Origin of the sequence: Leifsonia poae, from assembly GCF_027921845.1 — a bacterium.
Classification (GTDB): Bacteria; Actinomycetota; Actinomycetes; order Actinomycetales; family Microbacteriaceae; genus Leifsonia; species Leifsonia poae.
The window spans coordinates 255101-275616 of the sequence record NZ_BSEN01000015.1 but is presented as its reverse complement, the minus strand read 5'-3'; the positions used below and the strand labels follow the sequence as shown (position 1 = coordinate 275616).

General features: G+C 69.1%; 20 protein-coding genes and 1 tRNA gene. 15 read left to right on the top strand and 6 right to left on the bottom strand.

Annotated elements, in window-relative coordinates; genetic code table 11:
• Window positions 1–42: 42 nt before the first annotated feature.
• Window positions 43–1419, bottom strand: a complete 1377-nt coding sequence (locus PKE84_RS16050) for a glucose-6-phosphate dehydrogenase (protein ID WP_271178263.1) — start codon at window positions 1417–1419, stop codon at window positions 43–45.
• A gap of 31 nt (window positions 1420–1450) precedes the next feature.
• On the opposite strand from PKE84_RS16050, the gene PKE84_RS16045 reads away from it, so the two are divergent.
• Genes PKE84_RS16045 through PKE84_RS16030 form a run of 4 tightly spaced genes read left to right on the top strand, consistent with a single transcriptional unit; the run spans window position 1451 to window position 4798 of the window.
• Window positions 1451–3238 carry a glycoside hydrolase family 15 protein gene (locus tag PKE84_RS16045; RefSeq protein WP_271178262.1) on the top strand — a complete coding sequence of 596 codons (1788 nt, stop codon included), beginning with the start codon at window positions 1451–1453 and terminating at the stop codon, window positions 3236–3238.
• Window positions 3235–4014, top strand: coding sequence for an alpha/beta hydrolase (locus PKE84_RS16040; protein WP_271178261.1), 780 nt, complete (start codon window positions 3235–3237; stop codon window positions 4012–4014). The genes PKE84_RS16045 and PKE84_RS16040 overlap by 4 nt, the downstream gene beginning before the upstream one ends.
• Window positions 4011–4301 carry an ATP-dependent Clp protease adapter ClpS gene (gene clpS, locus PKE84_RS16035; RefSeq protein ID WP_271178260.1) on the top strand — a complete coding sequence of 97 codons (291 nt, stop codon included), beginning with the start codon at window positions 4011–4013 and terminating at the stop codon, window positions 4299–4301. Before PKE84_RS16040 ends, clpS begins: the two co-directional genes overlap by 4 nt.
• Entirely contained in the window at window positions 4298–4798 is a 501-nt protein-coding gene (locus PKE84_RS16030) for a DUF2017 domain-containing protein (protein WP_271178259.1), read from the top strand. The genes clpS and PKE84_RS16030 overlap by 4 nt, the downstream gene beginning before the upstream one ends.
• Window positions 4799–4804: 6 nt before the next feature.
• Here PKE84_RS16030 and PKE84_RS16025 read toward each other — a convergent pair whose 3' ends face one another.
• Complete coding sequence (locus PKE84_RS16025) at window positions 4805–5926, bottom strand: baeRF8 domain-containing protein (protein WP_271178258.1); 1122 nt, start codon at window positions 5924–5926, stop codon at window positions 4805–4807.
• Window positions 5927–6046: 120 nt separating this feature from the next.
• Here PKE84_RS16025 and PKE84_RS16020 point away from each other — a divergent pair, with 120 nt between their 5' ends.
• From PKE84_RS16020 to PKE84_RS15975, 10 genes are all read left to right on the top strand, one after another.
• Window positions 6047–8134, top strand: coding sequence for a hypothetical protein (locus tag PKE84_RS16020; protein WP_271178257.1), 2088 nt, complete (start codon window positions 6047–6049; stop codon window positions 8132–8134).
• Window positions 8131–9159: a LacI family DNA-binding transcriptional regulator gene (locus PKE84_RS16015; RefSeq protein WP_271178256.1), complete on the top strand. Its 1029-nt coding sequence runs from the start codon at window positions 8131–8133 to the stop codon at window positions 9157–9159. The genes PKE84_RS16020 and PKE84_RS16015 overlap by 4 nt, the downstream gene beginning before the upstream one ends.
• Window positions 9160–9183: 24 nt before the next feature.
• Window positions 9184–10476, top strand: coding sequence for an ABC transporter substrate-binding protein (locus PKE84_RS16010; protein ID WP_271178255.1), 1293 nt, complete (start codon window positions 9184–9186; stop codon window positions 10474–10476).
• A 2-nt stretch (window positions 10477–10478) separates the two neighbouring features.
• Window positions 10479–11468: a carbohydrate ABC transporter permease gene (locus PKE84_RS16005; RefSeq protein ID WP_271178254.1), complete on the top strand. Its 990-nt coding sequence runs from the start codon at window positions 10479–10481 to the stop codon at window positions 11466–11468.
• Window positions 11465–12388 (top strand): carbohydrate ABC transporter permease, encoded by a 924-nt coding sequence (locus tag PKE84_RS16000; protein WP_373877157.1) that lies wholly within the window; start codon window positions 11465–11467, stop codon window positions 12386–12388. The genes PKE84_RS16005 and PKE84_RS16000 overlap by 4 nt, the downstream gene beginning before the upstream one ends.
• 5 nt (window positions 12389–12393) lie before the next feature.
• The gene (locus PKE84_RS15995) at window positions 12394–13428 is read left to right on the top strand and encodes a glycoside hydrolase family 130 protein (RefSeq protein ID WP_271178253.1); all 1035 of its coding nucleotides are present in this window, start codon (window positions 12394–12396) and stop codon (window positions 13426–13428) included.
• Complete coding sequence (locus PKE84_RS15990; RefSeq protein ID WP_271178252.1) at window positions 13425–14492, top strand: glycoside hydrolase family 130 protein; 1068 nt, start codon at window positions 13425–13427, stop codon at window positions 14490–14492. Before PKE84_RS15995 ends, PKE84_RS15990 begins: the two co-directional genes overlap by 4 nt.
• A 66-nt stretch (window positions 14493–14558) precedes the next feature.
• Complete coding sequence (locus PKE84_RS15985) at window positions 14559–14900, top strand: YciI family protein (RefSeq protein WP_271178251.1); 342 nt, start codon at window positions 14559–14561, stop codon at window positions 14898–14900.
• A complete protein-coding gene (locus tag PKE84_RS15980; protein WP_271178250.1) occupies window positions 14897–16159 on the top strand; it encodes an RNA polymerase sigma factor in 1263 nt (420 codons plus the stop codon). Before PKE84_RS15985 ends, PKE84_RS15980 begins: the two co-directional genes overlap by 4 nt.
• Before the next feature lie 39 nt (window positions 16160–16198).
• On the top strand, window positions 16199–17038 hold the full coding sequence (locus tag PKE84_RS15975; protein WP_271178249.1) for an NAD(P)-dependent oxidoreductase: 840 nt from the start codon (window positions 16199–16201) through the stop codon (window positions 17036–17038).
• 54 nt (window positions 17039–17092) lie between these two features.
• On the opposite strand, the gene PKE84_RS15970 is transcribed toward PKE84_RS15975, so the two are convergent.
• Window positions 17093–18286 (bottom strand): SGNH/GDSL hydrolase family protein, encoded by a 1194-nt coding sequence (locus PKE84_RS15970; protein ID WP_271178248.1) that lies wholly within the window; start codon window positions 18284–18286, stop codon window positions 17093–17095.
• A 165-nt stretch (window positions 18287–18451) separates the two neighbouring features.
• Window positions 18452–18527, bottom strand: a tRNA-Lys gene (locus tag PKE84_RS15965).
• A gap of 164 nt (window positions 18528–18691) precedes the next feature.
• Between PKE84_RS15965 and PKE84_RS15960 the strand changes: the two genes are divergently transcribed.
• Window positions 18692–19501: an inositol monophosphatase family protein gene (locus PKE84_RS15960; protein WP_271178247.1), complete on the top strand. Its 810-nt coding sequence runs from the start codon at window positions 18692–18694 to the stop codon at window positions 19499–19501.
• A 56-nt stretch (window positions 19502–19557) separates the two neighbouring features.
• Here the strand turns inward: PKE84_RS15960 and PKE84_RS15955 are convergent, their stop codons facing one another.
• Window positions 19558–20031 carry an SRPBCC family protein gene (locus tag PKE84_RS15955; RefSeq protein WP_271178246.1) on the bottom strand — a complete coding sequence of 158 codons (474 nt, stop codon included), beginning with the start codon at window positions 20029–20031 and terminating at the stop codon, window positions 19558–19560.
• A complete protein-coding gene (locus PKE84_RS15950; protein WP_271178245.1) occupies window positions 20028–20411 on the bottom strand; it encodes an ArsR/SmtB family transcription factor in 384 nt (127 codons plus the stop codon). The genes PKE84_RS15955 and PKE84_RS15950 overlap by 4 nt, the downstream gene beginning before the upstream one ends.
• Window positions 20412–20516: the final 105 nt, after the last annotated feature.

The window sequence follows — 20516 nt, the reverse complement described above, 5'->3', positions numbered from 1 at the left end:
CGCTCTCGCGTTCAGGCTTTCCGTCCTCCGGCGGAAGCGTGCTCAACCGAGCGGTCGCCACTCCGACGGTCCGCGCGAGCCGGCGCGATAGGTGTCGAGTGCGACCTCGTCCTTCGTCCAGGCGCTGATCACCGGAGCGACGATGCGCCAGCACTCGACGGCCGTGTCGCCCCGCACGGACAGCGACGGATCCCCGTCGAGGATGCCCTCGAGGACCTCGCCGTACGCCAGGAGCTGACCGGGGCCGAACTCCACCGACATCGACGCCCGCTCGATCTGCAGCGGATCGCCCGGGCCGTTGACGTTGAGTTCGAGTTGCATCTCGTCGGGCGCGAGCATCATGCGCAGCTTGGTCGGCTCTTTCGTCCCCGTCAGTCCCGTCGGCACGTGCTGAGCGGGTTTGAAGGTCACAACGACCTCGCGGCGCCGCTCCCCCAGCGCCTTCCCCGAGCGCAGCGTGAACGGAACGCCCGCCCAGCGCCAGGTGTCGATCTGGAACGTGACCTCGGCGAGTGTCTCGGTCTCGCGATCCGGATCGACGCCGGGCTCCTTGGCGTAGGCGGGGACCTTCTCGCCCTCGACAGTGCCGCCGGTGTACCGGGCGCGCCTGCTCGACTCCGTCGGGCTGTCCTGCCACAAGCGGGTCGCGCGCAGCACAGCGCCCTTGCCGTCGCGGAGGTCCTGGGCATCCAGTGTCGACGGCGGCTCCATCGCCAGCACAGCGAGCACCTGCAGTAGGTGGCTCTGAATCATGTCGACCAGCGCGCCGGCCTTGTCGTAGTAACGGGCGCGTCCCTCGAGCCCGAGCGTCTCGTCGTAGATGACGTCGACCCGCTCGATGTGCTCGGCGCTCCAGACCGGCTCGAAGATGCGGTTGGCGAAGCGGAGGCCGAGCATGTTGTAGACCGTCGAACGGCCGAGGAAGTGGTCGACGCGATGCACCTGGTCTTCCGGCACCAGCTTCGCCAGCTGCTTGTTGAGCGCGATCGCCGTGCGACGGTCCGTGCCGAACGGCTTCTCGAGGGCGAGCGTGATGCCCTCGGGGAGCTCGATCTTCGCCAGCGCCGTACAGGCGAGGGCGGTGACCGCCGGCGGCAGGGCGAAGTACAGCGCGGGAGTCGCATCGCAGGCGTCGAGGATGCGCTCGAGGTCATCCGGCTTCGTCACATCGGCGGTCAGGTAGCGCGTGTCTTCGAGCAGCGCCTCGATCGCAGGTCCGCTCGCCGAGACGGTCTTGAACGACGAGCGCACGACCGAGCGCCAGTGCGCATCCGTCCATTCCTCGCTGCCGGAACCGACGAGCTGGAGACGCCGTTCCGGGTGGTTGGTGAGCAGTTGTCCGAGGGCTGGGAGCAGCAACCGCGAGGCGAGATCGCTGCTGCCTCCGAGAATCACGAGAGTGCCGACCGTCTGCGTCATGGCTCTCACAGTACCGGCCATACTGGAGAGCATGTCGCTCCCCATCGAGGATTACGCCCTGATCAGTGACTGCTTCACGGGGGCCCTCGTCGGACGGGACGGCAGCATCGACTGGCTGTGCCTGCCGCGCTACGACTCGCAGTCCATGTTCGGCGCGCTGCTCGGCACCGAGGACCACGGGCGCTGGCTCCTCGCGCCCGTCGACGCCGAGGCGACCTCCACCCGCTCGTACGAGGGCGACACCATGATCCTCGTGACGCGCTGGACATCGTCCGAGGGCGAGGTCGAAGTGATCGACGCGATGCCGATGGGCGACGGGCGCGCCGACATCGTGCGCCGGGTGCGGGGCATCAGGGGCACCGTGCGGATGAAGCAGGAGGTGCGCATCCGGTTCGGATACGCGACGGCGATCCCCTGGGTGCGCAAGGACGACTCCGAGCATCCGCCGGCGCTCATCGCGGTCGCCGGCCCGGATGCGATCGTCGTGCGCGGAGCCAACCTCAAGGCCACAGACCACGCGCACGCCGGGCAGTTCGCGGTCGAGGCGGGCAAGACCGTCGACCTCAGTCTCACCTGGTATCGCTCGCACCGGCAGCCGCCGGCCCGGCTCGATGTGGGGGCGGCACTCGAGCGCACCCGCACCTGGTGGACGAAATGGGCGGAGGGCTGCGAGCACGAAGGCCCGTACCGGCAGGAGGTCGTGCGGTCCCTCCTGCTGCTGCGTGCGCTGACGCATCTGCAGACCGGTGGGATCGTCGCCGCTGCCACGACCTCGCTCCCCGAGAACTTCGGCGGCGAACGCAACTGGGACTACCGCTACGTGTGGCTCCGGGATGCATCGCTCACCATCTCCGTTCTCCTCGCCCACGGCTACGACGACTCCGTCGACCACTGGCGCGACTGGCTGCTGCGCGCGGTGGCGGGCGATCCGGCGGACGTTCAGATCATGTACGGACTCTCAGGCGAGCGCGACCTGGGCGAGCACATCCTGACGAGCCTCCCCGGGTATCAGGGCGCTTCGCCCGTTCGCATCGGCAACGACGCCTCGCGGCAGTTCCAGGCCGACGTCATCGGCGAGGTGATGCTCGCGCTCGACCACGGCCGCAGGAGCGGCGTCACCGAGACCCGGTTCTCCTGGGCGCTCCAGCGCGCGCTCATGGGGTACCTGGAGCAGCACTGGCGCGAGCCCGACCACGGCATCTGGGAGATCCGCGGAGACCCGCAGTACTTCACCCACTCGCAGGTGCTCGTCTGGGCCGCGTTCGACTGCGCGGTCCGCGCGGTCGAGGAGCACGGCCAGGAGGGCCCCGTCGCCCGCTGGCGCAAGCTCCGCGATGAGGTGCGGGCCGACGTCGAGGCGAACGGTTACGACCCCGAACGCGGCACCTACGTGCAGTCCTACGGCAGCACGGAGGTCGACGCGTCGCTCCTGCAGCTCGCCCAGGTCGGCTACTGCGACTGGGACGACCCCCGGATGCTCGGCACCGTGCGCGCGATCGAGCACGACCTGCTGCGCGACGGGCTGCTGCTGCGGTACCGCACCGAGAAGGGCGTCGACGGTCTTCCTCCCGGCGAGCATCCGTTCCTGGCGTGCTCGTTCTGGCTGGTCGAGCAATACGCGCGCTCCGGTCGCGTCGACGACGCCCGCGCGCTGATGGACCGGCTGCTCGCGCTGGCGAACGACGTCGGCCTGCTGTCGGAGGAGTACGACGTCAGCGGACGCTCGCAGGCGGGCAACACCCCGCAGGCGCTCACCCATCTCACCCTGGTGCGCGCCGCCGACGCGATCGCCGACGTCGCGGGGAGCCCGGCCGCATGAGCGGTGTCGCCGAGCCCAGCTGGCACCGGAAACCTGCTCCGCGCTGGCTCAGGATCACGAGGACGACCGTCGCCTGGGTGGTCGCCGTCGTCGTGCTCGTCGTGATCGGCTTCCTGGTCTGGGCGAACACCTCCATGCCCGCGGAACGCGGGCCCCTCGACACCGTGTGGAACGACTCGGCGGTGTCGATCACCGACCACGGCGACTCGGTGGTGCTGGCGCCGACCGGCACGCCTTCCGGGGATGGCCTGGTCTTCATCCCCGGCGCCCGCGTCGATCCGTACGCCTACCTCTACAAGCTGTCCGGCGCCGTCGCCGAGACCGGGCTGACCGTCGTGGTGACCAAGCCCATCCTCAACCTGGCGTTCTTCGACCAGCGGCCGCTCTCGACGTTCACCGACGCCGCCCCGGATGTCTCGCACTGGTACGTCGGAGGACATTCGCTCGGCGGCGTGCGCGCCTGCCAGTACGCCGCCGAGGGCGAGGTCACCGGCCTGGTGCTGTTCGGCAGCTACTGCGCGAACGATCTCTCGAGGTCCGGCATCTCCGCGCTCAGCATCTCCGGCAGCGAAGACGGGCTGAGCACGCCGCAGAAGATCGCGGACACCCGCTCGCTCCTCCCCGCCGACGCGACGTTCAGCACGATCGAGGGCGCGAACCACGCCAGCTTCGGCGACTACGGAAAACAGCCGGGCGACGGGACGGCGACGATCGACTCGCCCGCGGTGAGGAAGGCGATCACGGCCGACGTGAGCGATTTCCTGGGGGCGGGATGACCGACGCACGCACTCGTGAGGACACCGTTCTCGATGAGAAGCTCGCCCTCGGCTCCCCCTGGGTGACCATCGTCTGGAACGATCCGGTGAACCTGATGTCGTACGTGACCTACGTGTTCCAGACGTACTTCGGTTTTCCGCGCAAGGAGGCCGATCGCCTGATGATGCTCGTGCATCTGGAGGGCCGCGCCGTCGTGGCGACCGGCACCCGCGAGGAGATGGAGCGGCACGTCGAGGCGATGCACGAGTACGGCCTGTGGGCGACGCTGACGAAGGCGGACGGATGAAAGCCTTCCGGCGCGAGCGGGACGGCAGTGTTTCGGCGGTGCTCGAACCCGAGGAGGTCGAGCTCCTGGTGCAGCTCGCCACCGAGAGTGCCGCGCTGGCCGACGCGGCGCGAGCGGGGGCCGGACTTCAGGCGGATCCCGCGCTCATCCGCCTGCTCCCCGACGCCTACCCCGGCGACCCCGCCGCCTCGGCGGAGTTCCGGCGCTTCACCGCCGACGGACTGGCCGAGCGCAAGGCGACGAACGCGCGCGTCGTCGTCGAGACCCTGGCGAGCGCCGGTGCCGGCCGGATCGAGGTGCGGCTCGACACCGCCGCGTCGACCTCGTGGCTGCGGGCGATCACGGACATCCGGCTCGTGATCGGCGCACGACTCGGCATCGTGCAGGACGGGGACGAAGGCGACGTGCACGACACCGAATCGGCGCTCATGCGTGCCGCCTACGACTGGCTCGCCTGGGTGCAGGAATCCCTGGTGAACGCCCTCACGCCGCGCTGAGGCGGCTCACACCGGGAAGCGCACCGCGGCCGCCGCGACTCCCCCGCCGGGAACGTCTTCGGCCCGCAACGCGTAGATCTTCGCCTTCGAGGCCAGCGACCGCCGCAGGATCTCGTCGACGACACCGTAGTTTCCCGGCGAGTCCTCCGCGTCCAGCGTGATGGCGCCCGTCTCGTCGTCCAGTGTTCCCGGCACGCGCTGCTCGATGTCCACGATCAAGGCCTCGACAGCGCCGTAGGTCGCCGCTCTGGCGATGTCGCTCAGGTCGACGAGGGCTGTGCCGGCCGCAATGCGCGCTTCGAAGTCCTCCTTGAGCGCGGCGATCTTCTTCGCGTACACGGCGTCGAGCACGAGCCGGGCGGCCTGGGCGAGCTCCTCGTCGGTCTTCTCCTCGGGGTTGCCGGCGATCACCTGGTCGACGAGGTGCTGATAGCTGTTCGCCCCGCGGAAGATCCCGATCAACGGCTCGGCCGCGGCGAGGATGAGCGGTTCGGTCGAGTTGGCGAGCATCGGCCGCAGTGCACGGTCGATGGCCTGCACGTATTCGAGCAGCCGCACCTTCTGGCCCTCGGATCCCTGGATGCGGCCATCGGCCGTTCGTCCGCTGACCGACGACAGTCCGACCGCACTCGCTACGTCGCGCGGCATCCCTGGCACGTCGACCGTGGTGGCGGGCGCCTCCGGGGAGACACGGATCAGCCGGACGGAGTTGCCGGCGAGCGCGAGCACCAGGGCCGTCTGCGGGAACGTGACGGCCCGCAGCAGCGGTTTGACGTAGAAGCGGTCGGAGACATCGCACGATGAGCCCAGCCGATTGGGGAGCCGGAAGGTCTCACTGACCTCTCCGTTGAGGAAGACGGCGAGCGAGCGGGACTGGTACCGCCAGAAGTCGCGGTCTTCGAGGATGCTCTCGCCCTCGTGGGCGATGGCCGCGATGCGCGTCTTCGGGATGCCGTCGTCCTCGAGGTGTTTGACCGCCTGCGCGAGGTGGTTCTTGAGTTCGATCCTTGCCCGGTCCGCCTCGGCGGGAACGGTGCCGGTCGGCAGGTAGATGCTGACGCATCCCGGTTCCCGGAAGGCTGCGATCCTCTCGATGTCGGCCTTGGTCGGGATGTCCTTGTATTCCATTCCAGCTCCCTCGGTCGTCGATGTCCGGTTCCGCCAGTCTCGTCGGGGGCGCAGCGGTTGACAAGTCCCGATCATGCGCCTACGGTCCGTTAAACCGGTTTAGACGTAAGGAACGCAACGATGCGAAACCACTCGACCCCCCACTACGTGCGCAGAGTCACCGCGGCCATCGCCGCCATGGCCGGCGCCGCCCTGATCGCCACAGCACTGCCGATGACAGCGAGCGCCGCAACGAGCGCCGCGGCGATCTCAGCGACGAAACCCGCGCCGGCCAAGCTGACCAACCTCGCGCACCTCGACTGGCTGCTGGCCGATGTGCCACTGAAGGCCGGGGTCGCCGGTCACACCACCTACCGGCAGGATGCCCAGCCGACCGCCCGTGCTCCGTGGGTGTACGCCGACCGGAACGCCGACGGGACGTTCCGCCACGTCGGTGGCGGCCCCATCACGGACGCGGCGAAGGGCTGGTACGCCCAGGGCGCCTTCGACGCCGACGACATCTCGCGCGCGGCCGTCGTCTACCTGCGGGACTGGAAGCAGAACGGCACCGCGTCGAGCCGCGAATCCGCGTTCCAGCTGCTCCGCTCGCTGACCTACCTGCAGACGAGCTCGGGCCCGAACGCAGGAAACGTGGTGCTCTGGCAGCAATCCGATGGAGCGCTGAACCCGAGCGCCATCCCGGTCGAACAGCCCGACCCCAGTGACTCGGCCGAGTCGTTCTGGCTCGCGCGCACGGTGTGGGCGCTCGGCGAGGGGTATGCAGCGTTCGCGCACTCCGACCGGGCCTTCGCGTCGTTCCTGCAGCAGCGCCTGCAGCTGGCCGTCGCCGCCCTCGACCGCCAGTCCCTCTCGCACTACGGCGAGACCTCGATCGCGAACGGCGTGCGCGTCCCCGCCTGGCTCATCGTCGGCAGCGCGAGCGCCACGTCGGAGGCGCTGCTCGGACTCTCCGCGTACGTCGCAGCCGATCCGCGCGACCGCGCGGCATCACAGGCACTGCAGCGGTACGCAGCGGGGGTCGGCCGGCTCTCCAGCGGCGGCATCGGCCAGTGGCCGTTCGGCGCTGTGCTCCCCGAGGCGAACTCCCCGACGTTCTGGCACGCCTGGGGCGGCATGGAGCCGGCAGCGCTCTCGCGTGCAGCCGTCGTCCTCCACCGCGGCGACCTCCAGAAGACCGCCGCGGTCGACACCGCGCAGTTCACCGCGCAACTGCTGGCCTCCGGTGGCCCCGACAACGGCTGGACCCCGACGCCGGCCGATCGTACGCAGATCGCTTACGGCGTGGACTCCCGCATCCAGGGCCTGCTCGCCGTGGCCGACGCGACCCGGGCAGGCGGACTCGATCAGCTCGCCGGCGCTCAGGCGGCCTGGTACTTCGGCGCCAACCCGGCCGGCGTCCCCGTGTACGACCCGGCGACGGGAGTCTGCGTCGACGGCATCGCCTCCGACGGCACGGTGAACCGCAACTGCGGCGCCGAGTCGACGATCCACACCGAGCTCTCGATGCTGGCCCTGGATGCGCATCCGTCCGTCGCCGCGGCTGCGACGTCGCTGACCCGCACCACCGCGACCGACGGGATCACCGTCGTCGAGGCGGAGAGCGGTGCCCTCACCGGCTCCGCGACCGTCGTCACCCCGCCGAGCGCCTGGACGGGATCCGCCAACTGGTCGGGTGGAGCGTACGTGAACGCCGCCGCCGGCGACACCATCACGGTCGCCCTCCCGGCGGGTCAGGGAGCTCACCGCATCCTGCCGATCGCCGACCTCGGCGCCGGACTCTCCGGCAGCACGACCTGGACCGCGACCGGAGCGGGACGGCCGACAGCGCTCGGCTCGAGCGCGAACGCGGCCCGCGCCCCGCAGGGGATCGCTCCGTCGCCCGTGTTCCTGCTGCCTCAGACCCTGCGCGGTTCGGCTCCCGCCGGCACCACCGGCCTGACCGCGACCGTGAAGGGAGCCGTGCACCTCGACGCCGTGCTCGTGCAGCCCGTCGTCTCGCACCTCGGGCTGGCGGGCGCATCCGGTGGTCTCGACGTCTACGTCAACGCGACCGATCGCCGGGCGACGCAGACCCTGCCGGCCGGTGGCTCCGCCACGGTCACGCGATACGACCGCTTCGGGCGCCAGGCCGCGGCGACCACGCATGCCGGTTCGGGCGCGACGATCTCCGTCGAGCCCGGTGGATTCACGACGGTGAGCACCCGATGACCAGTGCCCGCATCACGATCAACGATGTCGCCAAGGCGGCGGGCGTGAGCAAAGGACTCGTCTCCCTCGCGCTCAACGAACGCCGCGGGGTGGCGCCGGAGACCAGGGACCGCATCCTCGGCGCCGCCCGCGACCTCGGCTGGAGCCCCAACCCCGGCGCCCGCGGCCTCACCACGCGCCGCGCGTACGCGCTCGGGCTGATCCTGCGCCGCGACCCGCGGACGATCGAGGTCGACCCGTTCTTCCCGGCCTTCATCGCGGGAGTCGAGACGGTGCTCTCGGCGCGGGGCCAGGTGCTGGTGCTCAGTGTGGCGGCGGACCACGACGCCGAGGCCGCCGCCTACGAGCGGCTCTCGACGGACAAGCGGGTCGACGGTTTCCTGCTCACCGACCTCCTGGCCGACGACATGCGCATCCGGCTGGTCGAGAGCCTCGGGATGCACGCCGTATCGCTCGGCTCGCCGACCGCCGACAGCGTGTTCCCGGTGATCTCACGCGACTACGACGAGGGCATCGACGCACTTATGGAGCACCTCATCTCCCTCGGGCATCGTGAGATCGCGCACGTATCGGGCGACGAACAGATGCTGCACGGCCGCCGCCGCCGGGAACGCTACGAGCATGCGATGCGAGAGGCCGGACTGGTCCCGAACGTCATCGCCACGGACTTCTCGCCGGAGCAGGGAGCCGGGGCGACCAAGGCTCTCCTCGACGGTCCCCGGCGGCCGACCGCGATCGTCTACGGCAACGACCCGATGGCCGTCGCCGGCATGGGCGTCGCCCACGAACGAGGCCTGCGCCTGCCGCGCGACCTCTCGATCACCGGTCTGGATGGCTCTCAGATCGGCACCTACATCTATCCCTCCCTGACGACGCTCGACAACGACCCGACCGAATGGGGCATCGCTGCGGCCACCGCCCTGCTGCGCCTCGTCGAAGACGGCGAGACGTCGAACGTCACCCTCCCCCCGGCCGGACTGGTGGTGCGTGCCTCCACAGCGGCGCCCTCCACCGGCCAGCACTGAAACAAGACAAGGAACCGAAGAACCATGCAAAGACGCAGAATACTGATCAGCATCGTGACCGCTGCTGCTCTCGCCGGATCGCTCGCCGCGTGCGGGTCGAGCGGTGGCAGCTCGAGCGATGCGATGAAGGCCCACGGCCCGATCACCCTCTGGTACTCGAACAACGCCCAGGAGCTCCAGTGGGGCAAGGCGATGGTGGCGTCGTGGAACTCCGCGCACCCGAAGGAGCAGATCAAGGCGCAGGAGGTGCCGGCCGGCAAGAGCACAGAAGAGGTGATCGGGGCGGCCATCACCGCCGGCACGACACCGTGCCTGGTGTTCAACAACCTGCCGGCGGCGACCGGGCAGTTCCAGAAGGCCGGCGGCCTCGTCGACCTCTCGAAGTTCTCCGACGGCGACTCGTACATCGAGACGCGCAGCGGCGATTCGGCCAAGCAGTACAAGTCGGCAGACGGCGACTACTACCAGATGCCGTGGAAGTCGAACCCCGTGATGATCTTCTATAACAAGACCCTCTTCGAGAAGGCCGGGCTCGATCCGAACAACCCCGACCTCTCGACCTACGACAAGTTCCTCGCGGCCGCGAAGCAGATCAAGTCGAGCGGAGCCGCGCCCTACGCGATCTACCCGGCGCCGACGAGCGAGTTCTTCCAGGTGAACTTCGACTTCCTGCCGCTGTACGCCGCGGAGAGCAACGGAAAGTCGATGATCGAGGACGGCAAGGCGACCATCACCAGCCCGGAGGCGATGGACGTCGCCAACTTCTGGAAGACCATCTACAGCGACGGTCTCGCCGGCAATGAGCAGTACCAGGGCGACGCGTTCGCCGACGGCAAGTCCGCGATGGCGATCGTCGGCCCGTGGGCCATCGCCTACTACGGCGACAAGGTCAAGTGGGGTTCGGTCCCCGTCCCGACCAAGGACGGAACCACCCCGGAGAAGACCTACACCTTCCCCGACGCCAAGAACATCGGCATGTACACCTCGTGCAAGAACCAGGGCACGGCCTGGGATGTGCTGAAGTTCGCGACGAGCAAGGATGAGGACAGCAAGCTCCTCAACGTGACCGGCCAGATGCCGATCCGCGATCAGCTGTCCACGGTCTACGCCGACTACTTCACCGCGCACCCGGACTACAAGGAGTTCGGATCGCAGGCCGCCCGCACCGTCGATGACCCTTCAGGCCCGAACACCATCGCCCAGATGCAGGCCCTGCGGGACGCCTACACGAAGTCCGTGATCTCCGGGAGCGGCAGCGTCGAAGACGCGTTCAAGGCCGCAGCCGACAAGATCGACAAGCTGGCGGCGCAGAAGTAGCCATGACCGCCGTCAACACCACGCCGGCGGCGGGGGGCCACGACTCCTCCGCCGCCGGCGGGCCCATCAAGGGACGCGACGCGAAGAAGCGACGCACTGATCAGCCGCTGCGCATCCGGATCTTCGGAAAGAACCCGCTCGGCTGGTTGTTCAGTGCCCCGTATCTGATCTTCGTGATCGTGATCTTCGCCTACCCCCTGCTGTTCGCGATCTACATGTCGTTCTTCGACTACTTCTTCGCGGCTCCCGGGGCGAACGTCGACCGCCCGTTCGTCGGCTTCGACAACTACGTCAACGCCTTCACCGATCCCGCCGTCTGGCAGTCGTTCGGCAACGTCGGCATCTTCTTGATCATCAACGTGCCGCTCACGGTGATCCTGTCGTTGCTGCTCGCCAGCGGACTGAACAGCATCAAGCGCTTCCGCACCTTCCTGAGGGTCAGCTACTACGTGCCCTACGTGACCGCCAGCGTGGCGATCATCGGCGTCTGGCTGTTCCTGTTCAACGAGAACGGCCTCGTCAGCAACATCCTCGGGCCGCTCGCCCCCAACCCCAGCTGGTTCGTGAATCCGTACTGGGCGATGCCCATGATCGCGATCTACGTGACCTGGAAGCAGCTCGGCTTCTACATCCTGCTGTACCTGGCGGCGCTGCAGAACGTGCCGACCGAACTCTACGAATCCGCCGCGACCGACGGTGCCGGGCGCGTACGGCAGTTCTTCTCCGTCACGGTGCCCGGCGTCCGCCCGGCGACGGTGCTCGTGCTGCTGCTGTCCACGATCGTCGGCGCGAACCTCTTCACCGAGCCGTACCTGCTGACCGGCGGTGGCGGACCGAACGGCGCCTCGACCAGCCCCGTGCTGCTCATCTATCAGCAGGGCATCCAGCAGGGACATCCGGGCTACGCGGCCGCCATCGGCATCGTGCTCGTGATCTTCGTGCTGATCATCGCCTTCCTTCAGAATCGGTTCGCGGGAGAGAGGAACTCATGACCGCCACCACCCCACGCGTTGCGCCGGCCTCGTCCGGGCGTCCCGCGCGTAAGCGCCGCAAGGTCGACATGTCCTCCCCACGGCAGCTCAGCCGGGGGCAGGCCGTGCTTCAGGGGATCGTGCTCACCATCGGTGCGATCGCGTTCCTCTTCCCGTTCTATTACATGGTGGTCGGCTCGCTGCAGGCGGCGCCCGACACGACCGTCGCCGGCGCGTTCCCGAATCCGGCGAACATCACGGTGAACAACTACATCAACATCAACGAGCGCATCAACCTCGGCACCGGCCTGATCAGCTCGGGCATCTTCACGGGAGGCGTGATCCTGTGCACCGTGGTGTTCGGCATGCTCGCGGGTTACGCGTTGTCGATCCTGCAGTGGCGCGGGCGCGGTACGACCTTCGCGCTGGCGCTCCTGGTGCAGGTCGTGCCGTTCCAGCTGCTGATGGTGCCGCTCTACGTTTTGATCGCGCGCAACTACGGACTCGCCGACAACTATCTCGGGATGATCCTGCCGTTCGCGATCAATTCGACGGCGGTGCTCATCTTCCGGCAGTACTTCCTGCAGATCCCGAAGGAGCTCTTCGATGCCGCGCGCATCGATGGCGCCGGTGAGTTCGCGGTGCTCCGGCGCATCGCGCTCCCGCTCGTGCGACCCGCCCTGGTCACGGTGCTGCTGCTGACCTTCATCGGTCCGTGGAACGAGTTCCTCTGGCCGTTCCTGATCACGAAGGAGGCGAGCATGCAGCCGCTCGCCGTCTCCCTGGCGAACTACATCAGCACGGTCGCGGCGTCGTCGACGAACCCGTACGGCGCGATCCTCGCCGGCGCAGTCGTACTGGCAGCGCCCGTGGTGGTGCTGTTCATCGCCTTCCAGCGGTACTTCACATCGACCGACATCGGGTCGGGCGTCAAGGGATGAGGACAATGTCAGCCGTCAGCACGGACGATCTGCGCGCGAGTTACCGCGAAGCGCTGCAGCACACCAACGCGCTCACCGACCGGATCTCGACCGACCAGTTCTCTGCCCACTACCCCGATCGGCCGGATTGGGCGATCGGCCCATTCGCCAGGGACGAGTCGCTCACCTTCCGTCTTGACGGGCAGTGGGACGACCCGACCGGCATCGGCTGGACCAGCGACTCGATCTTCAACCCGACGGTGATCGAGCGCGACGGGGAGCTTCACCTGTTCTACCGCGCCTCGCCGCGCAAGGAGTCGACCTCCAGCCGCATAGGGCATGCCGTGCGGCGCGAGGGCGTCTGGCGGGACTCCCCCGCCAACCCGGTGATCTACCCCACGGAAGCCAACGAAGTCCTCGGCTGCGAAGACCCCAAGGTCTACCGGATCGACGGGCGGTACGTGCTCTTCTACAACGCCATCTGGCGCCTGCCCGAGACCGGCGAGGTCGCCTGCGACATCATGGCCGCCGTCTCCGACGATCTCGAGCACTGGGAGAAGAGCGGTCTCGTCGTGCCGTACGAGGTGTCGCAGTACTGGGCGAAAGGCGCGGTGATCCCGCGAGACGGGGCCGGCAATGCCGTGCGCATCGGCGGCGAGTACCTGATGTTCCTGTCGGAGGGCTGCGGGGGACGGCCCATGGTCGGGCACTCGGACGACCTGCTCTCGTGGCGCTTCGAGGAGCAGCCCTACCTGGATCTCCTCGATCTCGGCGGCTCGCTGCACGAAGTCGCCTGCGCTGCAGTCGTCGGCGACGACCTCGTGCTCGACTTCTTCTACGGCGACGCCGACGGCGAATTCGCCGCGGCCCAGGCCCTCTACTCCACCTCCGACCCGTACCGGCAGCTCGCCGTGCACCGGGGCGGCTCGCTCTCCTGGGGCGGGTTGCAGCGCATCGACGGCGATTGGGCCTTCGCCCAGGGCTGGGATGCACCGCGCGGCGTGCGCGAGATGTACTTCTACCGATCGACAGAACCGACACCGAAAGCACCGACGGCATGAGCACTCCAGAGAACTTCCCCTACGCACTGACCAGGGCCGGAGTCGTGATGGTCCCCGAGCCCGGCAACCCGCTCGAGGTGGAAGGGGTGCTCAACCCGGCCAGCGGCCGCGGTCCCGACGGTGAGCTGTACCTACTGCCGCGTCTCGTGGCCGATGGCAATGTGTCGCGGGTCGGGCTGGCGCGCGTCGTCGTCGACGACGGAGTGCCGGTATCGGTCGAGCGCGAGGCGATCGTGCTCGAACCCGAGCGGGAGTGGGAGATCGGCGCGTCGAATTCGGGAGTCGAAGACCCGCGCGTCACGTTCATCCCGGCTATCGGACTCCACGTGATGACGTACGTCGCCTTCGGCCCCCTCGGCCCCCGGACCGCCGTCGCCACGTCGCGGGACCTGCGCGAATGGCGTCGCCTGGGGCCGGTCACCTTCGAGTACGACGACGAGCTCGGCGTCGACCTCGGGCTCTATCACAACAAAGACACGGTGTTCTTTCCCGAGCCGGTGACCGCACCCGACGGCACGCTCAGCCTCGCCGTGCTGCACCGGCCGGTGTGGGAGCTCGGCGAGGTGCGGCCGGGCGAGGGCAACCGTCCCCCCGCCACCGTGGCCGAGTCGCGCCCGAGCATCTGGATCGCCTTCGTGCCGCTCGATGCCGTGCTCTCCGACGATCGGGAGCTCGCGCGCTGGCGCCAGAACCGCTTCCTCGCCGGTCCGGAGTATCCGTTCGAGGAGCTCAAGATCGGGGCGGGTCCTGCTCCCATCCGTGTCGAGGAGGGCTGGCTGCTGCTGCACCACGGCGTCACCGGCGTGATCACGAACTCGATGGCCCAGCAGCAGAACGTCAACTACGGCGCGGGAGCGATGATCCTCGACGGCGACGAGCCGTGGCGGGTGCTCGACCGCACCAGCGCACCGCTGCTGGCCGCAGAGACCGAAGACGAGCGCAGCGGGATCGTTCCGAACGTCGTCTTCCCCACCGCGATCGAGGAGGTCGACGGCCGGCTGTTCGTCTTCTACGGTATGGCCGACTCGAAGATCGGGGTCGCCCGGCTGCACGCGAACGAGTGATCTGGGCCATGATGTCGAAAAGACCGGCTCCCGTTCGTGTAGAAGACGAGAGAAACGGAGAACATCATGACGCAGTACCTGCTCAGCGTGTATCAGCCTGACGGCCCGGTTCCCGAGCCCGACGTGCTGGCGGCGATCGGCCGCGACCTGGAGGACGTCAACAATGCGATGCGTGCCGCCGGCGCGTGGGTCTTCTCGAACGGGCTGCTGCCGCCGTCGTCGGCCACGGTCCTGCGGCCCGACGGTGACGACGTGCTGATGACGGACGGCCCGTTCGCCGAGGGCAAGGAGCATCTCGGCGGCTTCACGATCGTCGAGGCGCCCGACCTGGATGCTGCGCTCGAGTGGGGCCGTCGCGTCGCGATCGCGAGCACTCTCCCCATCGAGGTGCGGCCCTTCGCCGGGTGAGCGGGCGCGTCGGTCCGGCGGAGATCGCTGGTGTCTTCCGCTCCGAGTACGGCCGGTCGGTCGCCGTGCTGTGCCGCATTTTCGGCGACCTCGACATCGCCGAGGATGCGGTGCAGGACGCCTTCACTGCCGCCGCGCAGCGCTGGCCGGTCGACGGCCTGCCGCCGAGCCCGGCCGGCTGGATCATCACCACGGCGCGCCGCCGTGCGATCGACCGCCTGCGGCGCGAGGCGACGGGACGCGACCGCATCGCCGAGGCAGCGCTCCTGCACGCGCAGTCGGAGCCCGCTGCGGCATCCGCAGACCCGGAGTCACCCGTGGACGACGACCGGCTGCGCCTGATCTTCACCTGCTGCCACCCTGCACTGGCGCCCGCATCGCGTGTCGCGCTCACCCTCCGGATGCTCGGCGGCCTGACCACGACGGAGATCGCGCACGCGTTCCTGGTGCCAGAGGCGACGATGGGGCAGCGCCTGTCGCGTGCCAAGGCCAAGATCCGGGATGCGCGCATCCCGTACCGCGTCCCCCGTGAGGCCGACCTCCCCGACCGCCTGCGCTCGGTGCTCGCGGTGGTCTACCTCATCTTCAGCGAGGGCTACACGGCGACCGGCGGCGAGCGCCTCGTGCGCGACGAGCTCTGCGCAGAGGCCCTCCGGCTCGCGCGCCTGCTGCTCGAGCTGATGCCCGACGAAGAGGAGGCGGCCGGCCTTCTCGCGCTGCTCCTGCTGATCGACGCCCGACGTGGCGCACGGGTGGGTGCCGACGGCGACCCTGTGCTGCTGCCCGATCAGAATCGGGCCCTGTGGGATCGGGCTCTGATCGACGAGGGACTGGCGTTGGTGCGGTGGTGCCTGCGACGGGATCGTCCCGGGCCGTACCAGCTGCAGGCGGCGATCCAGGCGGTGCACAGCTCGGCGCCCCGGGCATCGGAGACCGACTGGGCGCAGATCGTGGCGCTGTACGACCAGCTGCACGCCGTGCAGCCCACCCCGGTGGTCGCACTCAACCGTGCGGTCGCCGTCGGCGAGGCGCAGGGCGCGGCGGCCGGCCTGGCGGTCGTCGATGCCCTGACCGGGACGACCGGAAGCCTCGAGACGTTCTATCTGCTGCACGGCATCCGTGCCGATCTGCTGCGCCGCCTTGGTCGCAGGACCGAGGCCGCCGCCGAGTACGACGAGGCCATCGCACGCACCGACAACGCCGCCGAGCGCCGGATGCTCGCCCGGGCACGCGCCTCGCTGACACCGGCCGAGCGCTGACGTCTTCCCTCCCGGCGCCGATCGGCGCAGAGTGGAGACATGAACATCGCCTTTCTCGGACTCGGCCGTATGGGTCGCGAGCTCGTCCCCCACCTCATCGACGCCGGCCACTCGGTGACCGTGTGGAATCGCTCGCCCGAACCCGCCGCGGTGATCGGCCGTCGCGGCGCGACGGTCGCCTCGACGGCCGCCGAGGCGGTCGATGGGGCGCAGACCGTCGTCTCCGCGCTCTTCGGACCGGACACCGTGAGGGAAGTCATCACCGGTGCAGGCCTGCCGTTCGCCGACGGAGCGCTCTGGATCGACGTGACGACGGTCGCCCCCGCCGACGCAGAGGAGTTCGCCGCCTGGGCCGGTGAGCAGGGCATCCGCTACGTGCACTCACCCGTGATCGGCTCGCTCGCGCCGGCCCGTGCCGCCGCCCTCGGCGTGCTGGTGGGCGGGGAGCACGACGCCGCACGTGACGCTCGCACGATCGTCTCGCTCTGGGCCGACCCCAACAAGCTCCGGATGCTCGACTCCCCCGCCAAGGCCGCCGCCGGCAAGCTCGTGGCGAACCTCGCCCTGGCGGTCTCGATCGAAGGGCTGATCGAGGCGCTCCGCCTCGGCGAAGCCGGCGGCCTGAGCCCGAACGAGGTGCTGGAGACGCTGGGGATCACCGCGCTCGCCCCCGTCGCCGCGATGAAGGGTCCGACCGTCGTGGGGCGGTCCTTCGACGACACGCAGTTCTCGGCGGCGCTGCTGGCGAAGGACACCCGCCTGATGCTCGCGACCAGCGTCAAGCCGCTTCCGGCGGTCGCCCTGGTCGCCGACGCCCTCGACCGCGCGATCGCATCCGGACACGGCGAGGAGGACTTCTCGGTCATCGCCGACGACTGACGATTCCGGCGGTGGCGGAACCGGTGGCGGTGGCGGAAGCGGTAGCGAGGGCTGTCAACGGTCGCGTGAGGCCGCCGAGCGCAGGTACGCCTGGATGCGGCGCGCCGCGTCACGCAGCACCGTGACGTCGACATCGATCACGGTCCTGACGTCGGGGTCGGCCACGCAGAGGGCGCCGATCCGCTCGTGCTCCAGCGCTTCGACCGGCATCGCCGCGAAGAACTGCGGGCCGCCGTTGTACACGATCGGATCGGCGCGGGTGCGCTCGTCGCGCCGGGCGTCGTACACGACGATGGGGCCGGCCATCTGCGACGCGTTGCGCGCGAGCACGCCGGGATCCGGGAGGGGCCTGGCGCCCGACGAGACGACGGTGCGCTCTCCGCGCTCGTCCACCACGACCAGTCCCGCCCAGGACGCGCGGAAATGCGCCTGGACGTCGACGAGCACCGCCTCGATGGAGGTATCCCCCGACACCTGGGCGTGCGTCAGCAGGTCTTGGATCCGGGCGCGACCGTCGTCGCCCGATGGCGCGATGGCCTGCCGATGGTCGCGCAGCGCTGCGACCACGGCCGGAGCGAGGTCGCCCGCCCACTGCGCGTATACGGTCGAATCGCGATAGCGATCCGTACCCGGCTGTGGATCGCTCAGCATGGCCAGCCGGGCGCAGCCCGCTCTCGAGAGCAACCGCGACGACGCGGCGTTGAGGCGGTTCCGGTGGCGGTCCGCTCTCGCCCCCACCCGACCTGCGTACGTCGGTATCGTCGATACCGTCTGGATTCCCAGCAGCACGACGCGAGCCGGATCGATTCCGGAGGCCTCCAAGACACCCAGCGCGCGGCGGAGGCTCGTCGTCCACGCCGAGGTGGCTGTCGCCGTCAGCGCATCGTTGACGCCGACCGTGATCACTGCCGCACTGAAGGAGGACAGGTCGTCGAGGTGCTCGAGCGCGTCGGGAAGGTCCCGCGCCAGCATCCGGGGGTCGGCGTGCACGACGACGTCGACCCCGGAGTCGAGGTCCCGCGCAACGCGCCGGGCCAGATGGCCCGCGAGGGCGACCTCGTGCGTCAGAACACCCCATCCGACGGCCGGCCCGCCGCCGATCAGCAGCACCCGTTCACCGCCGGGCCCCCCGGCATGCACGACGCCGTCCGACGGCGGGCGCGGGACGTCGTGCATGAGCCTGCTGCGGTGCGACAGGATCGCCCGCGACCACATCGCGCTCACCACCATCGCACCTCCAGGCTCCATTCAACTCTCGTCCGTGCCGGTCGCGACGTAAGGGCGCACCGCAGGACGTCTTCGATTTGTGCAATAAGCAGGGTTGAACGGGACCACACCGTACATTTAGACGGAAACTGCCGCCGGCAGCGCAACGAAAAGCCCGGCCGGATCGATGATCCGGCCGGGCTTCGGTGGTGCACCCCCTGGGACTTGAACCCAGAACCCACTGATTAAGAGTCAGTTGCTCTGCCGATTGAGCTAGAGGTGCGTTTCGTTTCGGTGACCCGAACCGAGGCTCAACATTAGCATCAGATTCGCGCGCTTCGCCAATCGAGCATCCTTCAGCATCCGGGCCCGTCGCGACGCGTCGGGACACACGCTCTGCACCCGGAGGGCACCCCCCGTTCACGACGGCTGGGTAGGCTCGGAGCCGTGACTTCCGACTCCGCCACCATCGCCACCGGCGCCCCGTTCGCCGACGACCTCGCGCTCGCGCTGCGCCTGGCCGACACCGCGGACGCGATCTCCGCCGACACGTTCCGCGCGCTCGATCTGCACATCGACACCAAGCCCGATCGCACGTACGTGACGGAGGCCGATCTCGCCGTGGAGCGCGCCATCCGGGGCGTCCTCGCCACCGATCGACCGGATGACGGGATCCTCGGCGAGGAGTACGGCGTCGAGGGTGACGCGACCCGCCAGTGGATCATCGACCCCATCGACGGCACCGCCAACTACCTGCGCGGCGTCCCGGTCTGGGGGACGCTGATCGCTCTCGCTGTCGACGGTGTGCCTGTCGTGGGTGTCGTCAGCTCCCCCGCGCTCGGCAAGCGATGGTGGGCGGCGACGGGGTCCGGCGCGTGGGTGGCCGAGAACGACGGCGACCCCCGCCGCATGCGCGTCTCCGCGGTCGCGGACCTCGAGCACGCGTCGATCAGTTTCCAGTCCATCGCGCAGTGGGACGACGCCGGCTACCTCGACCGGCTGATCGCCCTCACCCGGGCGGTCTGGCGCGACCGGGCGTACGGAGACATGTGGTCGTACATGATGCTCGCCGAGGGCCTGATCGATGCTGTCGGCGAGTTCGACGTGAAGACCTACGACCTCGCCGCACTCATCCCGATCGTCGAGGAGGCGGGCGGACGCTTCACCTCGGTGAACGGCGATGCCGGCCCCGGCAACGGATCCTCGCTGGCCAGCAACGGCCTCCTGCACGAGGCTCTGCTGCGCTCCCTCGCCTGAGGGTGCGCAGCAGAAGCTGAGAGCGCGCAGCAGAAGCCGACGGTCGGCGGGCGGCGTCAGGCGGCCAGCACCTCGTCGAGCTGCTGGTAGCCGTCGGTCATTCCCTTCTCCATGCCGGACGAGACCATGCCGTCCCGCGCCTCGAGCGTCGGATACACCGCGTGTCCGACGAGGCGGCTGCGGCCGCCCTCGAGCGGCTCGAACGTGATGGACTCGATGCTCACCACATCCGGGTACCCCTCGAACTCGAAGGTCTGGATGGCGAACTCGTTGTCGCGCACGACGTGGAAGACACCGCGGAAGGCGTACTCCTCGCCGGACGGGTCGCGGTGGATGTAGCGGTAGCCGCCTCCCGTGCTGAAGTCGTACTCCTCCAGGTCCATGTCGTAGCCGCGCGGCCCGAGCCAGCGCGCGAAGAGCTCCGGGTCCTTGTGGGCGCGGAACACCTTCTCGACGGGAGCGTCGAATTCGCGCACGAAGTCGACGAACGGCAGCCCCTCGGGGGCAGTGACAGTGAGTGCATTGCTCATGATCTGTTCTCCTTGTGCGATCGATTGCCGGGCGCCCCCTGCTCCGCGTCGAGCTCGGCGAGGACGGTGTCCAGCGAACGGAATTGCTGTTCATGGATGAGGCGGTAATGGTCGATCCAGGCGGTGAGCTCTTCGAGCGCGCCGGCGTTCAGATGAACCGGACGTCGCTGCGCCTCCTTGGTGCGGGTGACGAGCTGCGCCTCCTCCAGCACGTGGATGTGCCGCGAGACCGCCTGCGTGGTGATCGCGAACGGTTCGGCCAGCTCGTTCACCGTCGCCGGCCCCCGGCTCAGCCGGGCGACCATCGCCCTGCGCACCGGATCGGCCAGCGCCTGGAACGCGCGGTCGAGCCGTGCCTCCGTCTCCACGCCGTCATTCATATTCAATCAATTCCTTTATCAACTGTTACGTTGAATACACTAATCCGAGCCGAGACGCGTGTCAACAGTTCCATCCGCAACCCTCCGATCGATAGGTTGGGGACG